Source organism: Solibacillus sp. FSL K6-1523 (assembly GCF_038005225.1).
In the GTDB taxonomy this organism is placed as follows: Bacteria; Bacillota; Bacilli; order Bacillales_A; family Planococcaceae; genus Solibacillus.
Genome location: NZ_JBBOSU010000001.1, coordinates 555784 through 576948, shown reverse-complemented (window position 1 = coordinate 576948; position 21165 = coordinate 555784). Strand labels below are relative to the sequence as shown.

The following is a 21165-nucleotide window of genomic DNA, read 5'->3' as shown; positions in this document are numbered from 1 at the left end:
ACACTTCATCGCATAAGCCCAAATTTCCAACAAAAAAACAACAATGAATCCGAAATGATTTCTTCGATTCATTGTTGTTAACTTTGATAGCTGTATTAATTCACACGATCAAACTTTTGAATAACTTTATATAATTCACTCGACTGATGTTTTAGCTCGCTTGCTAACGTCTCAACTTGCTCAATCGCATAGGCTTGCTCCGTCGATGCAGAGTTTACCTCTTGAGCACTCGCAGATGTTTGCTCTGCAATTGCGGCAACTTCCTGTGATTGATGCGCTGTACGTCTAATATTTTGCATTTGTTGATCGATTAATTGGGAAATTGTCACGACGGCATCCGCCATTTCATAAATGCCTTTTGACATCCCTTCCACAGCAGCCGTTGTTTCGGATACGCGTGATGATTCATTCACAGCGAATGCTACTTGCTCATTCATTTGTTTCACTACGACTGTAACGTTTTGCTGCATTGTTTGAATTAATGTTGTAATCCCTTGTACCGCCTTAGCACTTTCATCCGCTAATCCACGAACTTCTTCTGCTACTACAGCAAAGCCTTTTCCGTGCTCCCCTGCTCTCGCCGCTTCAATCGACGCATTCAATGCAAGTAAGTTTGTCTGACCTGCAATATCCCCTACTAGACCAATAATTCGTTCAATTTGTTCTGCATTTTTCTCAAGCTCATGAATATTACCTAACGCATTTTTATTATCTGTCGCGATTTTTTGAATACTATTTACTGTGCTTTGTATTGCATCCGTTGTGTTCGACAAGTTAGAAATAATTCGCTTCGAATGATCCGCAGAATCCACTGCTCGATTGTTAATTTCCGTTGCCAACTCACGCACTTCTTCAAGTGCTTCTACCGTTTCTTGAATTGCAATTGCTGATGCCTCAGCACCGCTTGAAATATGGCTAATATTATGTGTAATATGTTCTGAGTTTCGAGCTACCGAAGTCGTTTGATCCGATAAATTAACGATCGTCGAATCCGTTTTTTTGAAATTGTCTTCAATACCTTCTACCATCTTACGCAAATTTGTCACCATTAATTGAAACGCTTCAGCTACATTACGAATCTCATCATTTGTTTTTGGCATTTCAACATCTTTTCCAATCTTGCCCTCTGCCACAGAATTAGCGCTCTTCTCTAATCGTTGTAATGGACGAACAAGAATAACACTAAATATTGCCGCTAAAGCACATGACCAAAAAATCCCTAATGAATATGTAATGATTTGAAATAGACTACTGTTTACCGATTTAAAGAACATCGGTTGAATAAATTCAATAAATACAAAACTTGTTGAATATGTAACCAACGCTAATATCCCTACAAATAGCACAAGTTTCCGACGCAAATTAAACATTTTTCTTTGTGAGTTCATTCGTTTTTTTCCCCCATTACTATTTTTTCTTCTAGCTCATCAATCGCTTGTTTTAATTCTTCAAATGTTTGTTTATATAGTGTTACATCTCCTCCGTATGGGTCAAAAACATCTCGGGCGCTATACGGAGTCGCGTATTCTTTTAACGTATAAGTTTTTTCATAGGCCCCCTCAAAATTTCGAATGAGCATTTCCTTATGTCCTATCGTCATCGTTAAAATTAAATCTGCCCACGCCACATCCTCGCCATTAATCTGATGTGCCGAATGTTGATGTGCCAGATTTTCTTGATCTAATATCACACTTGAGTTTTCTGACATTTGACTACCTTCAAGGGCATAAATACCAGCAGAACGTACTTCTACGTTTTTTAACTTTTTATGTTTTAATATCGCCTCTGCCATCGGACTGCGACAAGTGTTCCCTGTACAAATAAAGTAAATTTTCATTTTCACCGCTTCTTTCTCGTCTTCTTACCATTCCAAAAGCATAACACTCAATACAATTAATAGTAGTCCAGCAGCCATTTTAAAAATATAGCTCTTTAATATGCTCGACTTTTGTGCGAAATGGAGTGCAGCATAAGATAAGGTAAATGTAGCCACTCCCGCACTTATAATAAAAACATCTTTCTGTAAGTTTAGCATACCAAAAGATAAGCTAACTGAAAAGGTATCAAAACTAGCTAATATTGCTACAATATATAACGGTATTACTGGAACATCGTTGTTTTTTGCTGATAAAAGTAGTTGTAAGCCAACGAAGAATAATAATATAGAAGAAATTCGACCTGTCCAATCAAGAAAAATCCCTGAAAGTAATTCACCGAAATAGAATCCGATTAGTGGGAAAATTGCATGGAGAGCCCCTGTCCAAAGTGCTAATAAAAATTTTGAGCGTACATTTGTCGTCAATAAATAGAGAGCAACGACATCAAAAGACATGATCACCCCTGTAATAATTTCCTGCACTTCCCTCCTCCTCTAACAAAAGTTTGTTGTATTTTATGCAAGTCCCCATAACTACATGAATTTATTTGTAAGTCTCCATCTAAATAGCCATTCTACCCGCTACTTTTCGTAGTTTCATCCGTTTCATTCCATAATTATCGACCATTTCCAACGATTAATCATAGTTGGACTTATCCCCACACAAAAACACCCAGTATAAGCTAGATTCTCATCTAACTTTTACTGGGTGTTTCCAGGTCATTATTGTTTTTGTAATTGAAACCAATTTCCACCTGCTGCTTTTTCGAGTCGGTTCATAATCGCTGTTCCTACACCTTCTCGAGTAGTAGACGTCGCTAAAATGACTGTTGCATCCGTTTTATCGCATGCGCGTAATACATCATAAAGCGCGGCACTCATTTGCTCGATTTCATTAGCGTTTCCAAATGTAAAATAATATTCGACCGTTATCTTATTAAAATTTTCAGGTGCAAGGAGCGCTACACGGTGTCCTTGTAATTTCAGATGCGTTATTGCTTGCTGTACAGTTTCTTCATTTGGCTCAATTAAAAATACCGGTGCATCTGGTGCATAGTGTGTATATTTCATGCCTGGCGCTTTCGGTGTTGATTCGATTTGTTGCTGTTCAAAGTCAGGTTCTAAAACAGGTCCAATTACTTGTTCTAGCATTTCCTTTGTCACACCGCCTGGACGTAAAATTACTGGTGAATCTAACGTAACATCCAGTACAGTTGACTCCACACCAATTCCTGTTATACCACCATCTAAAATGCACGGAATGATCCCCGCTAAATCTTCATACACATGACTTGCCTTTGTAGGACTTGGCTTACCACTACGATTGGCACTAGGTGCAGCTAATGGTTTCTTTAATTGTTGAAGCAACTTTAATGCAACAGGATGATCCGGCATACGAATCCCTACTGTTTGCAATCCAGCTGTGACACTCGGTGCTAAAATATCCGGTTTCGCCTTCATTACAATTGTTAAAGGACCTGGCCAGAAATGCTCCATGCATATTTTCGCAACTTCTGGAATATCATAAGTATAGTATGTCAATTCCTCAATCGTCCCAATGTGAACAATTAAAGGATTATCAGATGGTCTTCCTTTTGCCGCGAATATTTTCTTCACTGCCTCTTCATCCGTTGCAACCGCACCTAAACCATAAACCGTTTCTGTCGGGAATGCGACAACTCCACTTTTATTTAATACATCCACAGCTTGTGCATAATTTTCGGAATTATCCACATTTTCATCCACATGCAATTGTTTCGTCTCCAATTGGCACCCCCCTTTATTACTAGAGTTTTCTGACTTTATCCACATTTGTTGATAACTTTCTGAATTTTGTGGATAATATCAAACTACTTGTACACACTTCAAAAGCTATTTTTCTTGAACCACTCGTAAATGAAAAATTTATGTTTCTCATTTTCCACTTCTTCTGGTGGGCTACAAACCGTTGGAAATGCTGAACAAAACCAGTTTTCTCCTCGACCACTTCCAATGACAAATGTGACCGAATTGTATACGTTCTGTGGGTAAAATGTATGAAATTGATATTTTGGTGGTATTAAGTTATCCCCAGTGTTCATAACTATTTTCAAATTCGGAAATTCTTTCTGGATGACTGCATAAATCTCCTCATAATTGTGGATATCTTGTGAGTTTACACTTCCAGCTTCCAATAACGCTTGAATATTTTCCACAACTAACTGCTTTTGCTGTTGATCTTGCACAGAAGAGCTGTTCGCAACAACACGGATTTTCAATTGTTCAGCCTGTTGTACTTGCGTCGCTTGGACATCATAAACGACCGTTGGAATTATCATAACCGCACCATATAGTACGAGTATACTAAAGCATAGTTTTAACATCGCAATGAATATATGTTTATTTGAATTTGTTTGAATCTCGTAATCATTTAACATTTTAATTCCCCCTTGCTAGCAAGTGTTAGCAAGAAAGATAGATTTTATTCACTCATTTCACAAAAAACCATTCGTTCTTTCCCATTGATATCTTTTACAACGGAAACTCGTGCCTGTGGAAAACTTGCCTTAAACATTTCCGCAACTGCACGCCCTTGCGAATAACCAATTTCAACACCAATAAGCGCGGTTTTGTTCATAAGTGGTGGTAATTGCTCAGCAAGTTTACGATATAAAATAAGTCCATCCTCTTCTGCAAATAAAGCGGAATGTGGTTCATGATCAACGACAACATCAGACATTTCCTCTATTTCACTAAAGGCAATATAAGGAGGATTAGAAAGCACTACATCCCATTTTTGATTTGCAATAGGCGTTGTTAAATCACCTAGTTTAAATGCTATATTCACTTGTAATTGCTCGGCGTTTTTTTGAGCAGTTTGAAGTGCCATTTCTGAAAGATCTGTTGCCGTTACAATCGCTTCTGGCCACTCACTTTTCATCGTAATCGCAATCGCACCACTGCCTGTCCCGATATCGGCTAGCTTCAATTCGGCATGTTTACCGAATAATTTTTCCATACGCGTTACAGCGCCGACAATCAATTCTTCCGTTTCAGGTCGGGGAATTAACACCGACTCATCCACAAAAAAGGTGCGCCCATAAAATTCTTCCTCACCTGTAATGTATTGAACTGGAATACCTTTTACATGCTGTTCAATAAATTGATCAAAATCATGCTGTTGTTCCTCAGTTAATCCATCATGCATTTTCATCATTAACCCGGAATAATTCGTTTGTAAAATATGCTGTAACAATAATCTTGCGGCATTTCCTTCGCGACCATTTTCCACTAAAAAAGAAGAAGCCCCATTTAGGGCCTCTAAAATAGTTTTATGCATTTTCATTTAAGTTTGCAAGACGTGTTGCTTGCTCATCTAAAATAAGTGCATCAATAATTTCATCGAGTTTACCTTCCACAATTTGATCTAACTTTTGAATCGTTAAACCAATACGGTGATCTGTTACACGGTTTTGTGGATAGTTGTAAGTACGAATACGTTCAGAACGGTCGCCTGTTCCTACTGCTGACTTACGCGTAGAATCAATTTCTGCTTGTGCTTCTTGATGATGTTTATCGGCAACACGTGCGATTAAAATTTTCATTGCCTTTTCGCGGTTTTTAATTTGAGAACGCTCATCTTGCATCGAAACAACAACACCTGTTGGTAAATGGGTCATACGCACAGCGGACATCGTTGTATTTACCGATTGACCACCTGCACCAGAAGAGGCGAATGTGTCAACACGAATATCTTTTTCGTGAATTTCTACATCTTCTACATGCATTTCTGGTAAACAAGCTACCGTTGCAGTAGATGTATGAATACGACCTTGTGATTCCGTTGCAGGAACACGTTGAACACGGTGTGCACCGTTTTCATATTTAAATCTTGAGTACGCGCCTTGCCCATTAATCATGAAAATCACTTCTTTATAACCACCAGCTGGGTTCGGTGTTGCTTCCATCACTTCCACTTTCCAACCGTGTGCTTCCGCATGACGCATATACATACGGAAAAGGTCGCCCGCAAAAATGTTCGCCTCATCTCCACCAGCTGCCCCGCGAACTTCCATAATTACGTTTTTCGAGTCATTAGGGTCTTTCGGAATTAATAAAATACGTAAGCTGTCTTCCAATGTTGGAATTTGCTTATTTAAATCATTAAATTCCTCTTTCATCATGTTAAACATTTCTGGATCTTTTTCCATATCCATCAATTCACGCGTATCGGCTAATTGCTCTTTTACTGATTTATATTCGCGATACACTTCGACCATTTCTTGAATATCCGATTGCTCTTTTGAGTACTCACGTAACTTTTTTGAATCACTTACGACTTCTGGATCGCTCAATAACTCATTTAATCTTTCATAACGGTCTTCAACCGCTTGTAAACGATCAAACATTTAGTTCACCTCTATTATTATTTTCCCTTAATATTCACGCGTTCAAAATCTACCTCTATCAGTATAAAGAAATTCACCCGCTGTTGCTACATTTATACTAATTTTTTTCGAGAACAGTACTATTTTTATCCTCTAAGATGTTTATTTTATAATGGCGGATTGCTATGGCATCTGCGACAAACAGGATAATAACTATCATTACCCCCAATTTGAATTTGATCGCCTGCACGCACCGGTTTTTTATTTTCATCGACACGTATATTCATTGTCGCTTTTTTATGACAGAACCAGCAAATTGTTTTCATTTCCTCAATTTTATCCGCATAAATAAGCATGTAACGACTGCCTTCAAATAATTCATTTTGGAAATCATTTTTCAAGCCGAATCCCATAACCGGAATATTCAATTCATCCACAATTTGCGTTAGCTGAAGAACATGTTCCTTTGATAAAAATTGGACTTCATCAACTAGTACACAATATAATTTTTCGTTATGATTTTTGACAATTTCATAAATATTTGTTTCTTTAAAAACGGCTGTTGCAGGGCGTCGTAGTCCGATCCGACTTGAGACAGTTCCTACTTCGTCCCGCGTATCGATACCGGATGTGAAAATTAGCACCGGTTTATTTTGTTCTTCATAGTTATGTGCTACTTTTAAAATTTCAATCGATTTTCCACTATTCATTGCACCATGTTTAAAAAATAATTGTGCCATTATTAATCCTCATTTCTAGTGCCAGTATTTAAATTGTTCTATCTTAATCGAACTAAATGATGAGATTTTTATATTTTTTATTTAAAAAACCTACTTCCAAATAAACTCGGAAGTAGGTTTTGATATTACTTGATACCGTATTTTTTGTTGAAACGATCAACACGTCCGTCAGCAGACGCGAATTTTTGACGTCCTGTGTAGAATGGGTGACATTCATCACAAAACTCGATGCTGATTTTTTCTTTAACTGAACCAGTCTCGAAAGTGTTACCGCAAGAACATACTACAGTTGCAGTTTTGTATTCTGGGTGGATACCTTGTTTCATATTCGTTACTCCTCTCGCCCTGAACCATCCGGAACAGAGTATTATTCGAACTGTGCCTTACATAACCCGAATATGTCGGTTACATATGCACACGTTTCATACTTAAGAAAGTATAGCAAGGATGCTTTATCATTGCAACTGTTTTGCTGATTTTTAATATAATCAATTACGCCGAGGCGTAATTGCGTCCAGATTTTTTCGAGCGCGCTCGAAAAACACCCTAAAAAAATCTGTGACATCCGCCGGGGCTTAGGCCAACACGATGTTGGTCACTCAGGCGTTGCCACACGACGTGGCGTTCTTAGCCTGAGTTCCTCTGATTCAGCTGGGATTTGAACCTCCACTAAATAGAATCGCATTTTTGACATCCATCCACCACATATAGATGTAGGAAATGAATGCTGAATTAAGTTATAGTAGCCCTTTACCGTTCGTTGCTTTTTTCATATCTGTATCGAGCTTTTCAAAAAACTCTTCATTTGTTTTCGTTGTACGTAATTTACGTAAAAACTTCTCTGAAAAGTCGGTAGAATCACTGAATGTTTTACGAATTGCCCATAGTTTATCAAGCTGATCTTTTGGAATAAGTAATTCTTCTTTACGCGTACCTGAACGGCGAATATCAAGCGCAGGGAAAATACGACGCTCCGCTAAATGACGGTCTAAGTGTAGCTCCAAGTTACCTGTTCCTTTAAATTCCTCATAAATGACTTCATCCATACGACTTCCCGTATCAACAAGGGCTGTTGCTAAAATTGTTAAGCTGCCGCCTTCTTCAATGTTACGAGCAGAACCGAAGAAACGTTTTGGACGGTGGAATGCAGCTGGGTCAATCCCCCCTGAAAGTGTACGACCACTTGGCGGAATGACCAAGTTATAAGCACGAGCAAGTCGCGTAATTGAATCCATTAAAATAATGACATCGCGCTTATGCTCTACTAAACGACGCGCGCGCTCTAACACCATTTCAGCCACTTTAACGTGGTTTTCAGGTACTTCATCAAATGTAGATGACACAACATCTGCATTTACTGAACGTTCGATATCCGTTACCTCTTCAGGACGTTCATCGATTAATAAGACGATTAATTCCGCTTGTGGATAATTCGTCGTAATCGAGTTAGCAATTTCTTTTAAAAGTGATGTTTTACCTGCTTTTGGAGGGGCAACAATTAAGCCACGTTGTCCAAAACCAACAGGCGCTACTAAATCCATAATACGTGTTGATAACTGGGTTGGTGATGTTTCAAGCTTAATATGGCGATCTGGATAAAGTGGTGTTAATGCTGGGAAATGCACACGTTCTTTTGCCACTTCAGGGTCTTCCCCGTTAACTGCATCTACTTGCAATAATCCGTAGTAACGCTCATTTTCTTTTGGCGGACGAACTTTCCCCGATACTTTGTCACCGTTTCGTAAACCGAATCGACGAATTTGGGATGCCGAAATATAAATATCTTCTTTTGATGGTGAGTAGTTAATTGGACGTAAAAAACCAAAGCCTTCTGTCGAAATAATTTCAAGAACGCCTTCCATGAAGAAAAATCCTTCTTGTTCAGAACGTGATTTTAAAATCGCAAAAATCAGTTCCTTTTTAGTTAATTTGCTGGCATTTGTTAACTTATATTGCTTTGCTAAAGAATAAAGCTCCTTTAATGTCATGCTTTCTAATTGCGCAATCGTTAATGATGTCATGTGTTGTCTCCAGTCTTTATTTTATTCATACTTTTATTGGATACGAGGTATTGGTGAATTCGATTGATTCGATTATGTAATCCGGATGTGTGGGAATTATCGAATGAAGGGTCAATTTTCAATGTAATGGATGGAAAAGATGCCCGGCAAATTATAGAGCCGGGCATTAATTATATAACGAGATTACCGAAATGGGAATGCATTTTCGGTTATACCTCTATTTATAAAGAAGTTATTTAAAATCGTAATTTGGTTTTTTATCGATGCTATGACGCCCTTCGATAAAACGAACTGTTCCTGTTTTTGCACGCATAACAACCGAATGAGTAAGTGCATAAGAACCTTTATATTGAACACCGCGTAATAATTCTGAATCTGTAACCGCTGTTGCCGCGAAAATTGCGTCATCACCTTTTACTAAATCATCCATCATTAATACTTTTTCCACGTCGATCCCCATTTTTTTGCATCGTGCCAATTGTTCTTCATCTTCTGGTACTAATTTCGCTTGGAAATCGCCACCTAAGCATTTTAATGCAACAGCTGAGATTACGCCTTCTGGAGCGCCCCCCATACCGAACATAATATCGATACCTGTTTCATCGAATGCTGTATTGATTGCCGCACCAACGTCACCATCTTGGATAAATTTAATACGTGCACCTGCTTCACGAATTTCATCCACAATATGCTGATGGCGTGGTCGGTCTAATAATACCGCAACTACGTCAGAAATATCTTTATTTTTTGCTTTAGCTACTTGTAATAAGTTATATGTTACAGAGGCATTAATATCTACTTTACCCGCTGCCTCTGGACCTACAGCGATTTTATCCATATACATATCTGGTGCATTTAATAGGTTGCCTCGATCCGCAATTGCAAGTACAGTCATTGCGCCATTTGTACCTTTAGCTACAATATTCGTCCCTTCTAGTGGATCAACTGCAATATCAACTTCTGGTCCGCCGTTACGAAGTCCTAGTTCTTCACCAATATAAAGCATCGGTGCCTCATCCATTTCTCCTTCACCAATTACAACTGTTGCATGCATTGGAATAGTATCGAACATAACGCGCATTGCTGTTGTTGCTGCATCATCCGCCTCATTTTTAAGTCCGCGACCCATCCATTTTGCTGATGCGATAGCTGCTGCTTCTGTTACTCGTACTACTTCCATTGATAAACTACGTTCCATTTCCTTTTTGCCTCCTGTGATCGGTTAACGCCGAAACTTACTGCATTGAAAGATGTTATTTTTAGTCTATATTAAGTTGATAAAAATTGATTAGTTATCTGTATTATTGTATCACATTATTCAATTTAAATATCAGTGCTATATTACACTTTTTTATTTGTATTGCCCACAATCGATTCTTTGCGAATATCTGCTCCAAGAAGGCATAGCTTTTCAATTAAACCACCGTAGCCTCGCTCAATATGGTAAATATCATGAATTTCTGTCTCACCTTTAGCGATTAATCCTGCTAATACAAGCGCGGCACCCGCTCGTAAATCTGTTGCTGTTACAGATGAACTTTGCAGAACAGAAGGACCTTGTATAATTGCTGTATTCCCCTCTACGCGTGCCTTTGCATTCATTCTTCGGAGCTCGTCAATATGCTTAAAACGTGCGGAATAAATCGTATCTGTCACGATTGATGTACCATCTGCTTGTGACATTAATACAGATAGAGGTTGCTGTATATCGGTTGGAATCCCCGGGTATACAAGCGTTTTTACATCGACTGCACGCAATGGGCCTTGTTTTGGAATATAAATACTTTCTTCATCTATTTCAATTACGACACCCATCTCACGCAACTTGGCAGTTACAGCCTCTAAATGAAGCGGAATGACATTATCAATTACTACGCCATCTCCAACTGCTGCAGCCATGATCATAAATGTAGAAGCCTCAATGCGGTCTGGAATAATTGTATGGTTTGTGCCACTTAATTCATCCACACCATCAATGCGAATAACACTTGTGCCGGCACCTTTAATTTTAGCGCCCATATTTGTTAAGAGTGTTGCTACATCAATAATTTCAGGCTCTTTTGCAGCATTTTCGATAACCGTTCTACCTTTTGCCCGAACAGCCGCTAGCATAATATTAATCGTTGCACCAACACTTGCTACGTCTAAATAAATTTTGGCACCGATTAGTTCATCCGCGCGTAAATAAATCGCACCGTGTTCATTCGTTACCTTTGCACCTAATGCCTCAAAACCTTTAATATGTTGATCAATCGGACGAGGCCCTAAAAAACAGCCTCCCGGTAGTCCAATTACCGCTTGTTTAAAGCGACCAAGCATCGCACCCATTAAATAATAGGAGGCTCTCATTTTTTTTACGTTGCCATTCGGTAATGGCATTGCCACCATCTTGGTTGGATCGATTGTCATTTGACCGTCTGCAAATGTTACCTCTCCCCCGATTTCCTCAAGCAACGCCTTTAATGCCCATGCATCCGAGATTTCAGGGATTCCTCCAATCGTTACGGAAGAACCCGCTAAAATCGATGCAGGAATTAGAGCGACTGCGCTATTCTTTGCACCACTAACTGTTACTTTTCCTTTAAGACGACGTTCGCCTCTAATTTTATACACATCCATTTTGTGTTCTCCCTTACGTTTGGACAAATTTTTAAATCATTTTAACTTGATTCAGTAGAAATCCCCTACTTCTATAATTCAGGGATAAATGCCAAAGGGCAATTCTATTCAATAGAGTTTCAAACCCCGCCTGAATCAAATTAAGCCCCGGCGGATGTCACAGATTTTTTTAAGGAGTTTTTCGAGCAAGCTCGAAAAAAATCTGGACACCATTACGCCAAGGCGTAATTGATCACTGGGTTACTTTCACATGAAGTTAATCTTATTATTTCCCTTCACGCGCTGCCCAATCCGCTAAAAATCCTTCAATTCCTTTGTCTGTTAATGGATGGTTAAACAATTGTTGTAACACTTTAAATGGCGTTGTTGCGATATGCGCTCCTGCTAATGCAGCTTGCGTAATATGTTGTGGATGGCGAATAGATGCCGCAATGATTTCAGTAGAGATTTCATGGATGGCAAACATTTCAGCAATTTCACGAATTAATTCAACGCCGTCTTGACCGATGTCATCTAAACGACCTAAAAATGGCGAAACATAAGTTGCACCAGCACGAGCTGCTAATAATGCTTGATTTGTAGAGAAAATTAATGTGACATTTGTTTTAATGCCTTTATCTGAGAAGTGCTTACAAGCTTTTAAGCCTTCGGGAGTCATTGGAAGCTTCACTGTAATATTTGGGTGAATCGCTGCTAGTTCTTCACCTTCACGAATCATTCCTTCTGCATCTAACGAAATCACTTCTCCTGAAACAGAACCATTTACTAATTCTGCGATTTCACGTAAACGGTCATGGAAATTAACACCTGATTCTTTTGCTACTAAAGATGGGTTTGTTGTTACACCCGAAAGGATCCCCCATGAGTATGCTTCTTTAATATCTTCAAAATTCGCTGTATCGATAAAAAATTTCATTATAAATATCCTCCAAACACATGTTGTATTTATTCGTCATAATAATCATTGTCAAAAGTCTTTAGAAAAACACATCTCGCCCATATTTGAACGAGATGTTACTTAATTTGTATTATGCTTTTTGTGAACTGCCAAACTCGCGCATTTTTCCGATAACCGTTGCTTTAATTGCTTCACGAGCTGGACCTAAGAATTTACGTGGGTCGTAAGTAGTTTTGTCGTTATCTAAAAACTCACGAATTGCTTTTGTCGCGGAAATTTGATTTTCTGTGTTTACGTTGATTTTAGCCGTTCCTAAAGAAATTGAACGTTGAATATCTTTTAACGGAATCCCTGTACCACCGTGTAATACTAATGGTAAATCAGTCATTTTCGAGATTTCTTCCATTTCAGCAAAGCCTAAGTTTGGCTCACCTTTGTATGGTCCGTGTACAGAACCTAATGCTGGTGCTAAGCAATCGATCGCTGTTGCTTCTACTAATGCTTTACACTCTTGTGGGTTTGCGTACATAATACCGCCGATAACACCATCTTCTTCGCCACCAACTGTACCAAGTTCAGCTTCTACTGAAATACCTTTTGCATGTGCGTAAGCTACAACTTCTTTTGTAATGGCTACGTTTTCTTCAAATGAATGGTGAGAAGCGTCAATCATCACTGATGTAAAACCAGCATCAATCGCTTCCTTACATTTATCAAAGCTTGAACCATGATCTAAATGAATGGCTACTGGAACTGTAGTTTTATAGCTTTCCATTAGGCCTTCTACAATTTTTACAACAGTAATAAAGCCACCCATATATTTTGCGGCACCTTCAGATACACCTAAAATTACAGGCGACTTTTCTTCTTCTGCTGCTTGTAAAATTGCTTGTGTCCACTCTAAGTTATTAATGTTGAATTGACCAACAGCATAACCTTCTGCTTTTGCTGTAATTAACATTTCTTTCATTGAAACTAATGCCATTATAAAAATCCTCCTCGAAGATACATTAATAGGGTGTCCTAAAAAAAAAACATTCCTTAAATAAGATGGTCTTTTTTCTAATACCAATCGCTTTCTTATTGGTTTATAAACATTCAAATTTATCATAACAAAAACAGACAGTGTTCGCTACTGCCTGCAAACGGATCCACCTATATTTTTTCTTGTTAATCGGCTAAAATTTTTTTTATTTCATCACGGACTTCAAATATATTGAACGGCTTTGTAAAATATCGAATTGCGCCTAAATCCATCGCCTTGTCGATAATCTCCTGTTCCCCATAAGCTGTCATCATAACTACGGGCAAATTTATTTTTAATGTTTTTAATCGAGTTAAAATTTCGATTCCATCCATTCCTGGGATTTTCATATCTAACAGCACACAATCGATTGCCTTAGTTTGAACAATATTTAATGCATCAATTCCATTGGCTGCAAGATGTGTGATAAAACCTTCTTTTTTAAATACTTCATTTAACAATAGGCGGATTCCTTGTTGATCATCAACAATTAAAATTTCTTTTAGTTTCATTTCATTCTCCTTAAGAAATTATTGTGAACTCACTTAATTTGACTACATATGTATAACTTATTAATTCGAGTCATTTTGTATATTTCCTGCTCATTCTAGAAAATTCCTATTTTGCTTTTTAGTATTCTCGCTTTTATAATAAGCATGAGGTGGAATTATGTCGAAAATTTTAACAACCCAATTGTCAGGACTTCTTCAGCGTATTCAACAATCTGAAGAGGGCGCGATTGAAGAAACTGCTAGACTGCTTGCACAGGCCGCGATTGGACAAGGTACAGTCTATTTTGCATGCTTTGGCGAAATGGAAGGTGTGGCCTTGAATGCACTTCATGGCGCTGCACCATTTGTCAATTTTGCAACATATTCAAATGAGGTAACGCTTTTATCTGCTGACCGTGTCATTATTTTTACCCGTAGTGGCAATGATGAAGATGCAGTTTTACTTGCCCGTCAATTAAATGAGGCCTTTATTCCTTTTGCAGCGGTTGCAAGTGAGGTAGCTAGCGTAACAAACGAATTAAGCGAGTTAGCCTACACATATATTTGCTTGAAAATGCGCGGTGGAATTTTGCCACATCCAACAAATCTTGGCGAACGCATCGTTATGCCCCATTTAATCGCTGCCCTTTTCGTTTATGAAGCAATCAAAATGGAATTTGACGAAATGATTTCGGATGACGATGATTTTGATGAATAATCGTTAATCTAAATTTTTATGTAAAAAATGAAAGCTGGCAAATTGACGAGGAGTCAACTTGCCAGCTTTTGTCTTAATAAAGATTACTTACGGTTATTAAACGCAGCACCAACAAATTCACGAATTAATGGCTGTGGACGTTGTGGACGAGAAATTAGCTCTGGATGGAATTGACCAGCTACGAAGAATTTCTTCTCTGGTAATTCAACGATTTCCGCTAATTTATTGTCAGGAGATACACCTGAGAATACCATACCTGCCGCTTCCATCGCTTCACGGAACTCATTATTGAACTCATAACGGTGACGGTGACGCTCGTACACTAACTCTTCACCATTGTATGCTTTACGTGCTACTGTACCGTCTTTTAATTTACATGGATATAAACCTAAACGTAATGTGCCACCTAAATCTGTATCTTCAGATTGATCTGGTAAGAAGTCGATAATTGGGTATTTTGTATCTTTATCTAATTCTGTTGAATGTGCACCTGCTAAGCCCATCACATTACGTGCAAACTCAACTGTTGCAAGTTGCATACCTAAGCAAATCCCGAAGAATGGCACATCTTGCTCACGTGCATAACGAATTGCTTCGATTTTCCCTTCAACACCGCGATCACCGAAACCACCAGGTACGATAATCCCATCTGCTTGACTTAGTAATTCCGCAGCGTTTTCAGAAGTAATATCTTCTGCATTTACCCAGTCAATTTCGATATCTGAATTGTATACATAGCCTGCATGTTTTAATGCTTCTACGACTGAAATATAAGCATCTTGTAGCTCAACATATTTACCAACTAACGCAATACGTGTTTTGCTTTCTAAGTTTTTCACTTGGTGTACAAGCGCTTTCCAATCTTCCATATCTGCTTTTGGTGCATTGATGCCAAAGTGGTCTAATACAATTTGGTCAAAGCCTTGTGCAAGTAAGTTTAATGGTACTTCATATAGGTGTTCTACATCACGAGATTCGATAATATCCGATGCACGAACGTCACAGAATAACGCAATTTTATCCTTCATATCTTGTGGTACAGGCTGTTCTGTACGTAAAACGATAATATTTGGCTGGATACCTAATGAACGTAGCTCTTTTACAGAATGCTGTGTTGGCTTTGTTTTCATTTCACCAGCAGCTGCGATGTATGGCATTAACGTACAGTGAATATACATGACGTTATTATGCCCTAAATCACGACGCATTTGACGGATTGCTTCTAAGAAAGCAAGTGATTCGAAGTCACCAACTGTACCACCGATTTCTGTAATTACGACATCTGCAGAAGTTTCACGACCTGCACGTTGTACACGGTCTTTAATTTCATTTGTTACATGGGGAATAACTTGTACTGTACCGCCGTTGTAGTCACCACGACGCTCTTTATTTAATACAGCTTGGTATACCTTACCTGAAGTTACTGTTGAATGTTTTCCTAAGTTGATGTCGATGAAACGCTCATAGTGACCTAAGTCTAAGTCAGCCTCTGCACCATCATCTGTTACGAAAACTTCACCGTGTTGATACGGGCTCATCGTACCTGGATCAATATTTAAATACGGATCGAATTTTTGAATCGTTACTTCTAACCCACGATTTTTTAAAATACGACCTAGAGATGCTGCTACAATTCCTTTACCTAGTGAAGAAACTACCCCACCAGTTACGAAAATATATTTTGTCATTATAATTTCCTCCTCATTGCTACATTTAGAAAAGATACATTTTCTTTTGACTTATCGAAAAAGCTCGGTGTGTAAAAGGAACCAAAGCTTACTTGCGTGCAACTATTCTTTTCTATAGATGATACTATCGATTACACCTTGGCGTAATTTCTGTTGAAACAAGTAAAAAAATAAAAAACGCTCCTCCTGCAATTATTGTGCAGGGGGAGCGTATAGTTTATACGGTCAATCTCCTTTTAAAAGGAGCCCAAGTAAAAGATTATACGGAACTGAAAAAGAAGTCAAGAACTTTCAACTCAAATCAGAGTTTTTATCAATTACGCCTCGGCGTAATTGCGTCCAGATTTTTTTCGAGGGCCCACAGGACGTGGGTCAGTTAGCCGTTGTCACACGATGTGACGGGTTTAGGCTGACTTCCTTCTTCCCTAAAAAAATCTGTGACATCCGCCTGGGGCTTAAAATAATTCAGCCTTTTGCTGAATTATTTTAAATCCTCTTCCTCTTCTTCTTCCTCTTCTTCCTCTTCTTCACCTTCGATAATGAAGCTTTCGTCTTCTTCGATTAACTCTTCATCGAGATCCGTGTCAATATCTTCTTCCACGAATTCGATTTCTTCTTCCTCTTCTTCCTCTTCTTCCTCTTCAATGAATTCGTCAAAATCTTCATCGAATACTACATCTTCTTCGTCAAGGTCCACTAAATCTTCCTCATCTTCGTCAGTAGCTTTTGATTTTTTCTTACGTGCTTTAATTGTAGGCGCTGTTTCTTCTTCAACCGTTTCAACTTTATACCACTCACGTAAGCCCCAACCATTTTCATTGTTCAAAAGGAAGCGACCTTCTACGTTTAGGTCTGTATAAAATTGTACTAAGCGCGCTTTTAAATCAGCATTTGAAATGCCATTTAAAGCTTGGATTTCCTTTAATAAATCATTTAATGGCATCGCCTGTTTTTTATCTTCTAAAATTGCGTATGCTAAGTCGATTAACGACTCTTCTGCAATTTGTTCTTTTGTCATATCACGAAAGTTCAAATCGTGCACGTCCTTTCTTTTTACACATGTCATAACTCATATCATAAGCATAATACCCATTATATACAAACATCCTATCACTATGCTAGTTTCATTTCTTGTTTTTTAATTTCATTGCTTTTTTATAGGCTACATAAAACAAAACTAATGACAAAAGAAGGAGCGGTATAGCAGCTAATTGCTTATTGTATAAAAAGAAAGTACCGATTAAACAAGCTAAAACTAAAATATAATAAATATATTGCCCCACTACATCGCGCCTCCTTTACTAGACAATTTTAGAATTTTCAACTGATTAATTATAATATTTTTTTGTCTAAGGATAGTATAACGAAATTTGGAGTCATTCGTCGCGATTTCGTTCGTGATTTTTTATTTTTTTTGAAAGTTGCACTTACATTTGAAATTATTTCAGGATTATTAGACACTTTGCCTATTACATATTTCTACGATATTGACCACCCACTTCGTAAAGCGCGTTTGTAATTTGGCCAAGACTTGCTACTTTCACCGTTTCCATTAGCTCTTCAAAAATATTGCCGCCTGCTTTGGCAACTTCCTTTAATTGCTCTATCGCAGCTTTACTTTCACCTACATGCATTTGTTTAAAGCTCTCTAAATTGGCAATTTGCAGTTCTTTCTCTTCTTTGGATGCACGTGCAATTTCCATATTGTCGATATCAGTATCTGATGGTGGGTTTGGATTCAAGTACGTGTTGACTCCGATAATCGGCAGTTCACCTGAATGTTTTAAATGTTCATAGTACATCGATTCTTCTTGGATTTTTCCGCGTTGATATTGCGTTTCCATCGCACCGAGTACACCACCGCGATCATTCATACGATCAAATTCTTCTAGCACCGCACTTTCAACAAGCTCCGTTAATTCCTCAATAATGAATGCACCTTGTAATGGATTTTCATTTTTCGATAAGCCATGCTCTTTCGTAATAATCATTTGAATCGCCATCGCACGACGAACCGATTCTTCTGTTGGTGTCGTAATTGCTTCATCATAAGCATTTGTATGAAGCGAGTTACAGTTATCTTGCAATGCCATTAACGCCTGAAGTGTCGTACGAATATCATTGAAATCAATTTCCTGCGCATGCAAGCTACGGCCTGATGTTTGAACATGATATTTCAGCTTTTGTGAACGCTCATTCGCCGCATACTTTTCGCGCATAACAACTGCCCAAATACGACGTGCCACACGACCGATAACTGTATATTCTGGGTCCAATCCATTTGAGAAGAAGAAACTTAAATTTGGCGCAAAATCATCTATATGCATGCCGCGACTTAAATAGTACTCCACATACGTAAAGCCGTTAGCCAGTGTAAAGGCAAGCTGTGAAATCGGATTAGCACCCGCTTCTGCAATATGGTAGCCCGAAATTGATACTGAATAATAATTACGCACTTTTTGGTCAATGAAATATTGCTGAATGTCCCCCATCATACGCAGGGCAAATTCCGTACTAAAGATACACGTATTTTGACCTTGATCTTCCTTCAAAATATCTGCTTGCACCGTCCCTCGAACGACTTGCAATGTTGTTTCTCGTGTCGCTGTAAATTCCTCCACAGTCAATGTACGCCCAAGCACTTGCTCGCGGAATTTCACTTGCTGGTCAATTGCTGTGTTCATAAACATCGCTAAAATAATCGGTGCTGGACCATTAATTGTCATCGAAACAGAGGTAGATGGTGCGCATAAATCAAAGCCTGCATACAATTTTTTCATGTCTTCTAACGTACAAATACTGACCCCCGACTCTCCAACTTTCCCATAAATATCCGGGCGCACATGTGGGTCCTCTCCGTATAAAGTTACTGAGTCAAATGCTGTTGAAAGGCGCTTTGCATCATCATCCTTCGATAAATAATGGAAACGTTTATTCGTGCGTTCTGGTGTACCTTCCCCAGCAAACTGACGCTTCGGATCTTCGCCTTCACGTTTGAACGGGAATACGCCTGCTGTGTAAGGGAATTCACCTGGTACATTTTCTGCATATACCCAGCGTAAAATTTCGCCGTAATCTTTAAATTTCGGTAAAGCGACTCGTGGAATTTTCAACCCGGATAACGATTGTGTTTTTAAAATCGTTCGAATTTCTTTATCACGAATTTTCGTAATAAGCTCGTCACCTGCATAATCTTCTTTTAGCTTTGCCCAATTATTTAAAATGCGCTTCGATTCTGCCGACAATTCATTATTTACTGATTCGATTAATGTTTGGAGGGAAGCGATTAATGCCGTTTCGCTTTCAGGTAATTGCGCTTTTGTCCCTTCCAGCTGATACAATTTCGTCGCAAATGCCGCTTGCTGTTCAGATGTTTTATGATATGTCCGAACTGCTTCTGTAATTTCACGCAAATAATGACGACGATCATTTGGAATAATAACATTTTGCTTTTGTGTTTTAATGAATTGTTCATAGGAAGTTTCCCAATTCAACCCAAATTTCTCATTAATTTTTTGAATTAATGCAGCAAATAATGAGTTCGTCCCTTTATCATTAAACTGTGATGCAATCGTTCCATATACCGGCATTTCATCTAATGATGCATCCCATAATTCATGTGAGCGCTGGAACTGCTTTTGCACTTGGCGCATCGCATCCTCTGAGCCTTTTCGTTCGAATTTATTAATCGCAATTAGATCTGCATAGTCAATCATGTCGATTTTTTCAAGCTGTGTTGGCGCTCCGAATTCACTCGTCATAACATACATGGAAAGGTCCGTATAATTGGTGATTTCGGCATCCCCTTGCCCAATACCACTCGTTTCAACGAGAATTAAATCAAAGCCTGCTGTCTTCACAACATCCAGTACATCGCCAATCGATGCCGATAATTCCGTGCGAGAGCCACGTGTTGCCAAACTGCGCATATAAACGCGTTTATTAAATATTGCATTCATGCGGATACGGTCTCCAAGTAGCGCGCCACCCGTTTTTTGCTTCGTCGGGTCTACCGATAAAATGGCTAACTTTTTGTCCGGGAACTCCTGTAAAAAGCGTCGAATTAGTTCATCCGTTAATGATGATTTCCCCGCGCCGCCCGTTCCTGTAATCCCAAGTATCGGTGTATTACAACTTTTAGTTCGTGCAAGTTCAAGCATCGTTTCAATCTCTGAACTGCCCCCATTTTCAGCAGCAGTTATTAAATTAGCTAACACTTCTGGACGGTCCGTCGATACTTGTTCAAGTTGCTCAGCATAATTCCCGTGTAACGTCGAAAAATCAGAGCCTTCCATCTTTTTATTAATCATGCCTTGAAGTCCTAATTGTCGCCCATCCTCTGGTGAAAAAATACCTGCAATTCCGTATTCATGCAGTTCTTTAATTTCTTTAGGTAAAATAACACCCCCACCACCACCGAAAATTTTAATATGAGGCGCGCCTTTTTCACGCAATAAATCATACATATATTTAAAGTATTCCATATGACCGCCTTGATAAGATGAAATGGCGATCCCCTGCGCATCTTCATGAATTGCTGCATTAACAACTTCTTCCACGGAACGGTTATGCCCTAAATGAATCACTTCTGCACCGCTCGATTGTAGAATTCGTCGCATAATATTAATCGAGGCATCATGACCGTCAAATAAACTAGATGCCGTAACGAATCTCACATGATTTTTTGGACGATATACAACTGCTTTTGTCATTATAAAAACCC

At 38.7% G+C, this 21165-nt stretch carries 21 protein-coding genes; 2 read left to right on the top strand and 19 right to left on the bottom strand.

The features are described 5' to 3' along the window. Nucleotides 1-95: 95 nt before the first annotated feature. The 10 genes from MHI10_RS02735 to rho form a co-directional block, all read right to left on the bottom strand. Entirely contained in the window at nt 96-1388 is a 1293-nt protein-coding gene (locus MHI10_RS02735) for a methyl-accepting chemotaxis protein (RefSeq protein ID WP_340782719.1), read from the bottom strand. Beyond that, on the bottom strand, nt 1385-1837 hold the full coding sequence (locus tag MHI10_RS02730) for a low molecular weight protein arginine phosphatase (protein WP_340782718.1): 453 nt from the start codon (nt 1835-1837) through the stop codon (nt 1385-1387). The genes MHI10_RS02735 and MHI10_RS02730 overlap by 4 nt, the downstream gene beginning before the upstream one ends. A 24-nt stretch (nt 1838-1861) precedes the next feature. Then, entirely contained in the window at nt 1862-2359 is a 498-nt protein-coding gene (locus MHI10_RS02725; protein WP_340782716.1) for a manganese efflux pump, read from the bottom strand. Between the two features lie 240 nt (nt 2360-2599). Further along, on the bottom strand, nt 2600-3643 hold the full coding sequence (locus tag MHI10_RS02720) for an L-threonylcarbamoyladenylate synthase (protein WP_340782715.1): 1044 nt from the start codon (nt 3641-3643) through the stop codon (nt 2600-2602). Nucleotides 3644-3741: 98 nt separating this feature from the next. Further along, nucleotides 3742-4293 carry a stage II sporulation protein R gene (locus MHI10_RS02715; RefSeq protein ID WP_340782713.1) on the bottom strand — a complete coding sequence of 184 codons (552 nt, stop codon included), beginning with the start codon at nt 4291-4293 and terminating at the stop codon, nt 3742-3744. 44 nt (nt 4294-4337) lie between these two features. Further along, the gene (gene prmC, locus MHI10_RS02710; RefSeq protein ID WP_340782711.1) at nt 4338-5201 is read right to left on the bottom strand and encodes a peptide chain release factor N(5)-glutamine methyltransferase; all 864 of its coding nucleotides are present in this window, start codon (nt 5199-5201) and stop codon (nt 4338-4340) included. Further along, nucleotides 5188-6264: a peptide chain release factor 1 gene (prfA, locus tag MHI10_RS02705; protein ID WP_340782709.1), complete on the bottom strand. Its 1077-nt coding sequence runs from the start codon at nt 6262-6264 to the stop codon at nt 5188-5190. The genes prmC and prfA overlap by 14 nt, the downstream gene beginning before the upstream one ends. A gap of 146 nt (nt 6265-6410) precedes the next feature. Beyond that, nucleotides 6411-6983 (bottom strand): thymidine kinase, encoded by a 573-nt coding sequence (locus MHI10_RS02700; protein WP_340782707.1) that lies wholly within the window; start codon nt 6981-6983, stop codon nt 6411-6413. Nucleotides 6984-7108: 125 nt separating this feature from the next. Beyond that, nucleotides 7109-7309 (bottom strand): 50S ribosomal protein L31, encoded by a 201-nt coding sequence (rpmE, locus tag MHI10_RS02695; protein ID WP_340782706.1) that lies wholly within the window; start codon nt 7307-7309, stop codon nt 7109-7111. A 411-nt stretch (nt 7310-7720) separates the two neighbouring features. Further along, nucleotides 7721-9004: a transcription termination factor Rho gene (gene rho, locus MHI10_RS02690; RefSeq protein WP_340782704.1), complete on the bottom strand. Its 1284-nt coding sequence runs from the start codon at nt 9002-9004 to the stop codon at nt 7721-7723. 63 nt (nt 9005-9067) lie between these two features. Here rho and MHI10_RS02685 point away from each other — a divergent pair, with 63 nt between their 5' ends. Then, nucleotides 9068-9244, top strand: coding sequence for a hypothetical protein (locus MHI10_RS02685; protein ID WP_340782702.1), 177 nt, complete (start codon nt 9068-9070; stop codon nt 9242-9244). On the opposite strand, the gene glpX is transcribed toward MHI10_RS02685, so the two are convergent. The 5 genes from glpX to MHI10_RS02660 all read right to left on the bottom strand — a co-directional run bounded on the left by glpX (nt 9237) and on the right by MHI10_RS02660 (nt 14057). Next, nucleotides 9237-10202 carry a class II fructose-bisphosphatase gene (glpX, locus tag MHI10_RS02680; RefSeq protein WP_340782701.1) on the bottom strand — a complete coding sequence of 322 codons (966 nt, stop codon included), beginning with the start codon at nt 10200-10202 and terminating at the stop codon, nt 9237-9239. The two genes, MHI10_RS02685 and glpX, sit on opposite strands and share 8 nt — an antisense overlap. 143 nt (nt 10203-10345) lie before the next feature. After that, nucleotides 10346-11623, bottom strand: a complete 1278-nt coding sequence (locus tag MHI10_RS02675; protein WP_340782700.1) for a UDP-N-acetylglucosamine 1-carboxyvinyltransferase — start codon at nt 11621-11623, stop codon at nt 10346-10348. 265 nt (nt 11624-11888) lie between these two features. Next, nucleotides 11889-12539: a fructose-6-phosphate aldolase gene (fsa, locus tag MHI10_RS02670; protein WP_340782699.1), complete on the bottom strand. Its 651-nt coding sequence runs from the start codon at nt 12537-12539 to the stop codon at nt 11889-11891. 112 nt (nt 12540-12651) lie between these two features. After that, complete coding sequence (locus tag MHI10_RS02665; RefSeq protein WP_340782698.1) at nt 12652-13506, bottom strand: class II fructose-bisphosphate aldolase; 855 nt, start codon at nt 13504-13506, stop codon at nt 12652-12654. Nucleotides 13507-13691: 185 nt separating this feature from the next. Beyond that, nucleotides 13692-14057 carry a response regulator gene (locus MHI10_RS02660; RefSeq protein WP_340782697.1) on the bottom strand — a complete coding sequence of 122 codons (366 nt, stop codon included), beginning with the start codon at nt 14055-14057 and terminating at the stop codon, nt 13692-13694. A gap of 157 nt (nt 14058-14214) precedes the next feature. Here MHI10_RS02660 and MHI10_RS02655 point away from each other — a divergent pair, with 157 nt between their 5' ends. Continuing rightward, entirely contained in the window at nt 14215-14754 is a 540-nt protein-coding gene (locus MHI10_RS02655; protein ID WP_340782696.1) for a DUF2529 family protein, read from the top strand. 83 nt (nt 14755-14837) lie between these two features. On the opposite strand, the gene MHI10_RS02650 is transcribed toward MHI10_RS02655, so the two are convergent. The 4 genes from MHI10_RS02650 to icmF all read right to left on the bottom strand — a co-directional run bounded on the left by MHI10_RS02650 (nt 14838) and on the right by icmF (nt 21154). Then, nucleotides 14838-16442, bottom strand: coding sequence for a CTP synthase (locus MHI10_RS02650; RefSeq protein WP_340782695.1), 1605 nt, complete (start codon nt 16440-16442; stop codon nt 14838-14840). A 481-nt stretch (nt 16443-16923) separates the two neighbouring features. Continuing rightward, nucleotides 16924-17484, bottom strand: a complete 561-nt coding sequence (rpoE, locus tag MHI10_RS02645; RefSeq protein WP_340789123.1) for a DNA-directed RNA polymerase subunit delta — start codon at nt 17482-17484, stop codon at nt 16924-16926. 82 nt (nt 17485-17566) lie between these two features. Then, entirely contained in the window at nt 17567-17725 is a 159-nt protein-coding gene (locus tag MHI10_RS02640; RefSeq protein WP_340782694.1) for a hypothetical protein, read from the bottom strand. 186 nt (nt 17726-17911) lie between these two features. Beyond that, nucleotides 17912-21154, bottom strand: a complete 3243-nt coding sequence (icmF, locus tag MHI10_RS02635) for a fused isobutyryl-CoA mutase/GTPase IcmF (protein WP_340782693.1) — start codon at nt 21152-21154, stop codon at nt 17912-17914. Between the last annotated feature and the right edge of the window lie 11 nt (nt 21155-21165).

Excerpts from the sequence above, each read along its gene's own strand:
- MHI10_RS02735 (WP_340782719.1), bottom strand. The coding sequence starts at position 1,388 with ATGAACTCACAAAGAAAAATGTTTAATTTGCGTCGGAAACTTGTGCTA.
- MHI10_RS02730 (WP_340782718.1), bottom strand. The coding sequence starts at position 1,837 with ATGAAAATTTACTTTATTTGTACAGGGAACACTTGTCGCAGTCCGATG.
- MHI10_RS02715 (WP_340782713.1), bottom strand. The coding sequence starts at position 4,293 with ATGTTAAATGATTACGAGATTCAAACAAATTCAAATAAACATATATTC.
- prmC (WP_340782711.1), bottom strand. The coding sequence starts at position 5,201 with ATGAAAATGCATAAAACTATTTTAGAGGCCCTAAATGGGGCTTCTTCT.
- prfA (WP_340782709.1), bottom strand. The coding sequence starts at position 6,264 with ATGTTTGATCGTTTACAAGCGGTTGAAGACCGTTATGAAAGATTAAAT.
- MHI10_RS02700 (WP_340782707.1), bottom strand. The coding sequence starts at position 6,983 with ATGGCACAATTATTTTTTAAACATGGTGCAATGAATAGTGGAAAATCG.
- rpmE (WP_340782706.1), bottom strand. The coding sequence starts at position 7,309 with ATGAAACAAGGTATCCACCCAGAATACAAAACTGCAACTGTAGTATGT.
- rho (WP_340782704.1), bottom strand. The coding sequence starts at position 9,004 with ATGACATCATTAACGATTGCGCAATTAGAAAGCATGACATTAAAGGAG.
- glpX (WP_340782701.1), bottom strand. The coding sequence starts at position 10,202 with ATGGAACGTAGTTTATCAATGGAAGTAGTACGAGTAACAGAAGCAGCA.
- MHI10_RS02675 (WP_340782700.1), bottom strand. The coding sequence starts at position 11,623 with ATGGATGTGTATAAAATTAGAGGCGAACGTCGTCTTAAAGGAAAAGTA.
- fsa (WP_340782699.1), bottom strand. The coding sequence starts at position 12,539 with ATGAAATTTTTTATCGATACAGCGAATTTTGAAGATATTAAAGAAGCA.
- MHI10_RS02665 (WP_340782698.1), bottom strand. The coding sequence starts at position 13,506 with ATGGCATTAGTTTCAATGAAAGAAATGTTAATTACAGCAAAAGCAGAA.
- MHI10_RS02660 (WP_340782697.1), bottom strand. The coding sequence starts at position 14,057 with ATGAAACTAAAAGAAATTTTAATTGTTGATGATCAACAAGGAATCCGC.
- MHI10_RS02655 (WP_340782696.1), top strand. The coding sequence starts at position 14,215 with ATGTCGAAAATTTTAACAACCCAATTGTCAGGACTTCTTCAGCGTATT.
- MHI10_RS02650 (WP_340782695.1), bottom strand. The coding sequence starts at position 16,442 with ATGACAAAATATATTTTCGTAACTGGTGGGGTAGTTTCTTCACTAGGT.
- icmF (WP_340782693.1), bottom strand. The coding sequence starts at position 21,154 with ATGACAAAAGCAGTTGTATATCGTCCAAAAAATCATGTGAGATTCGTT.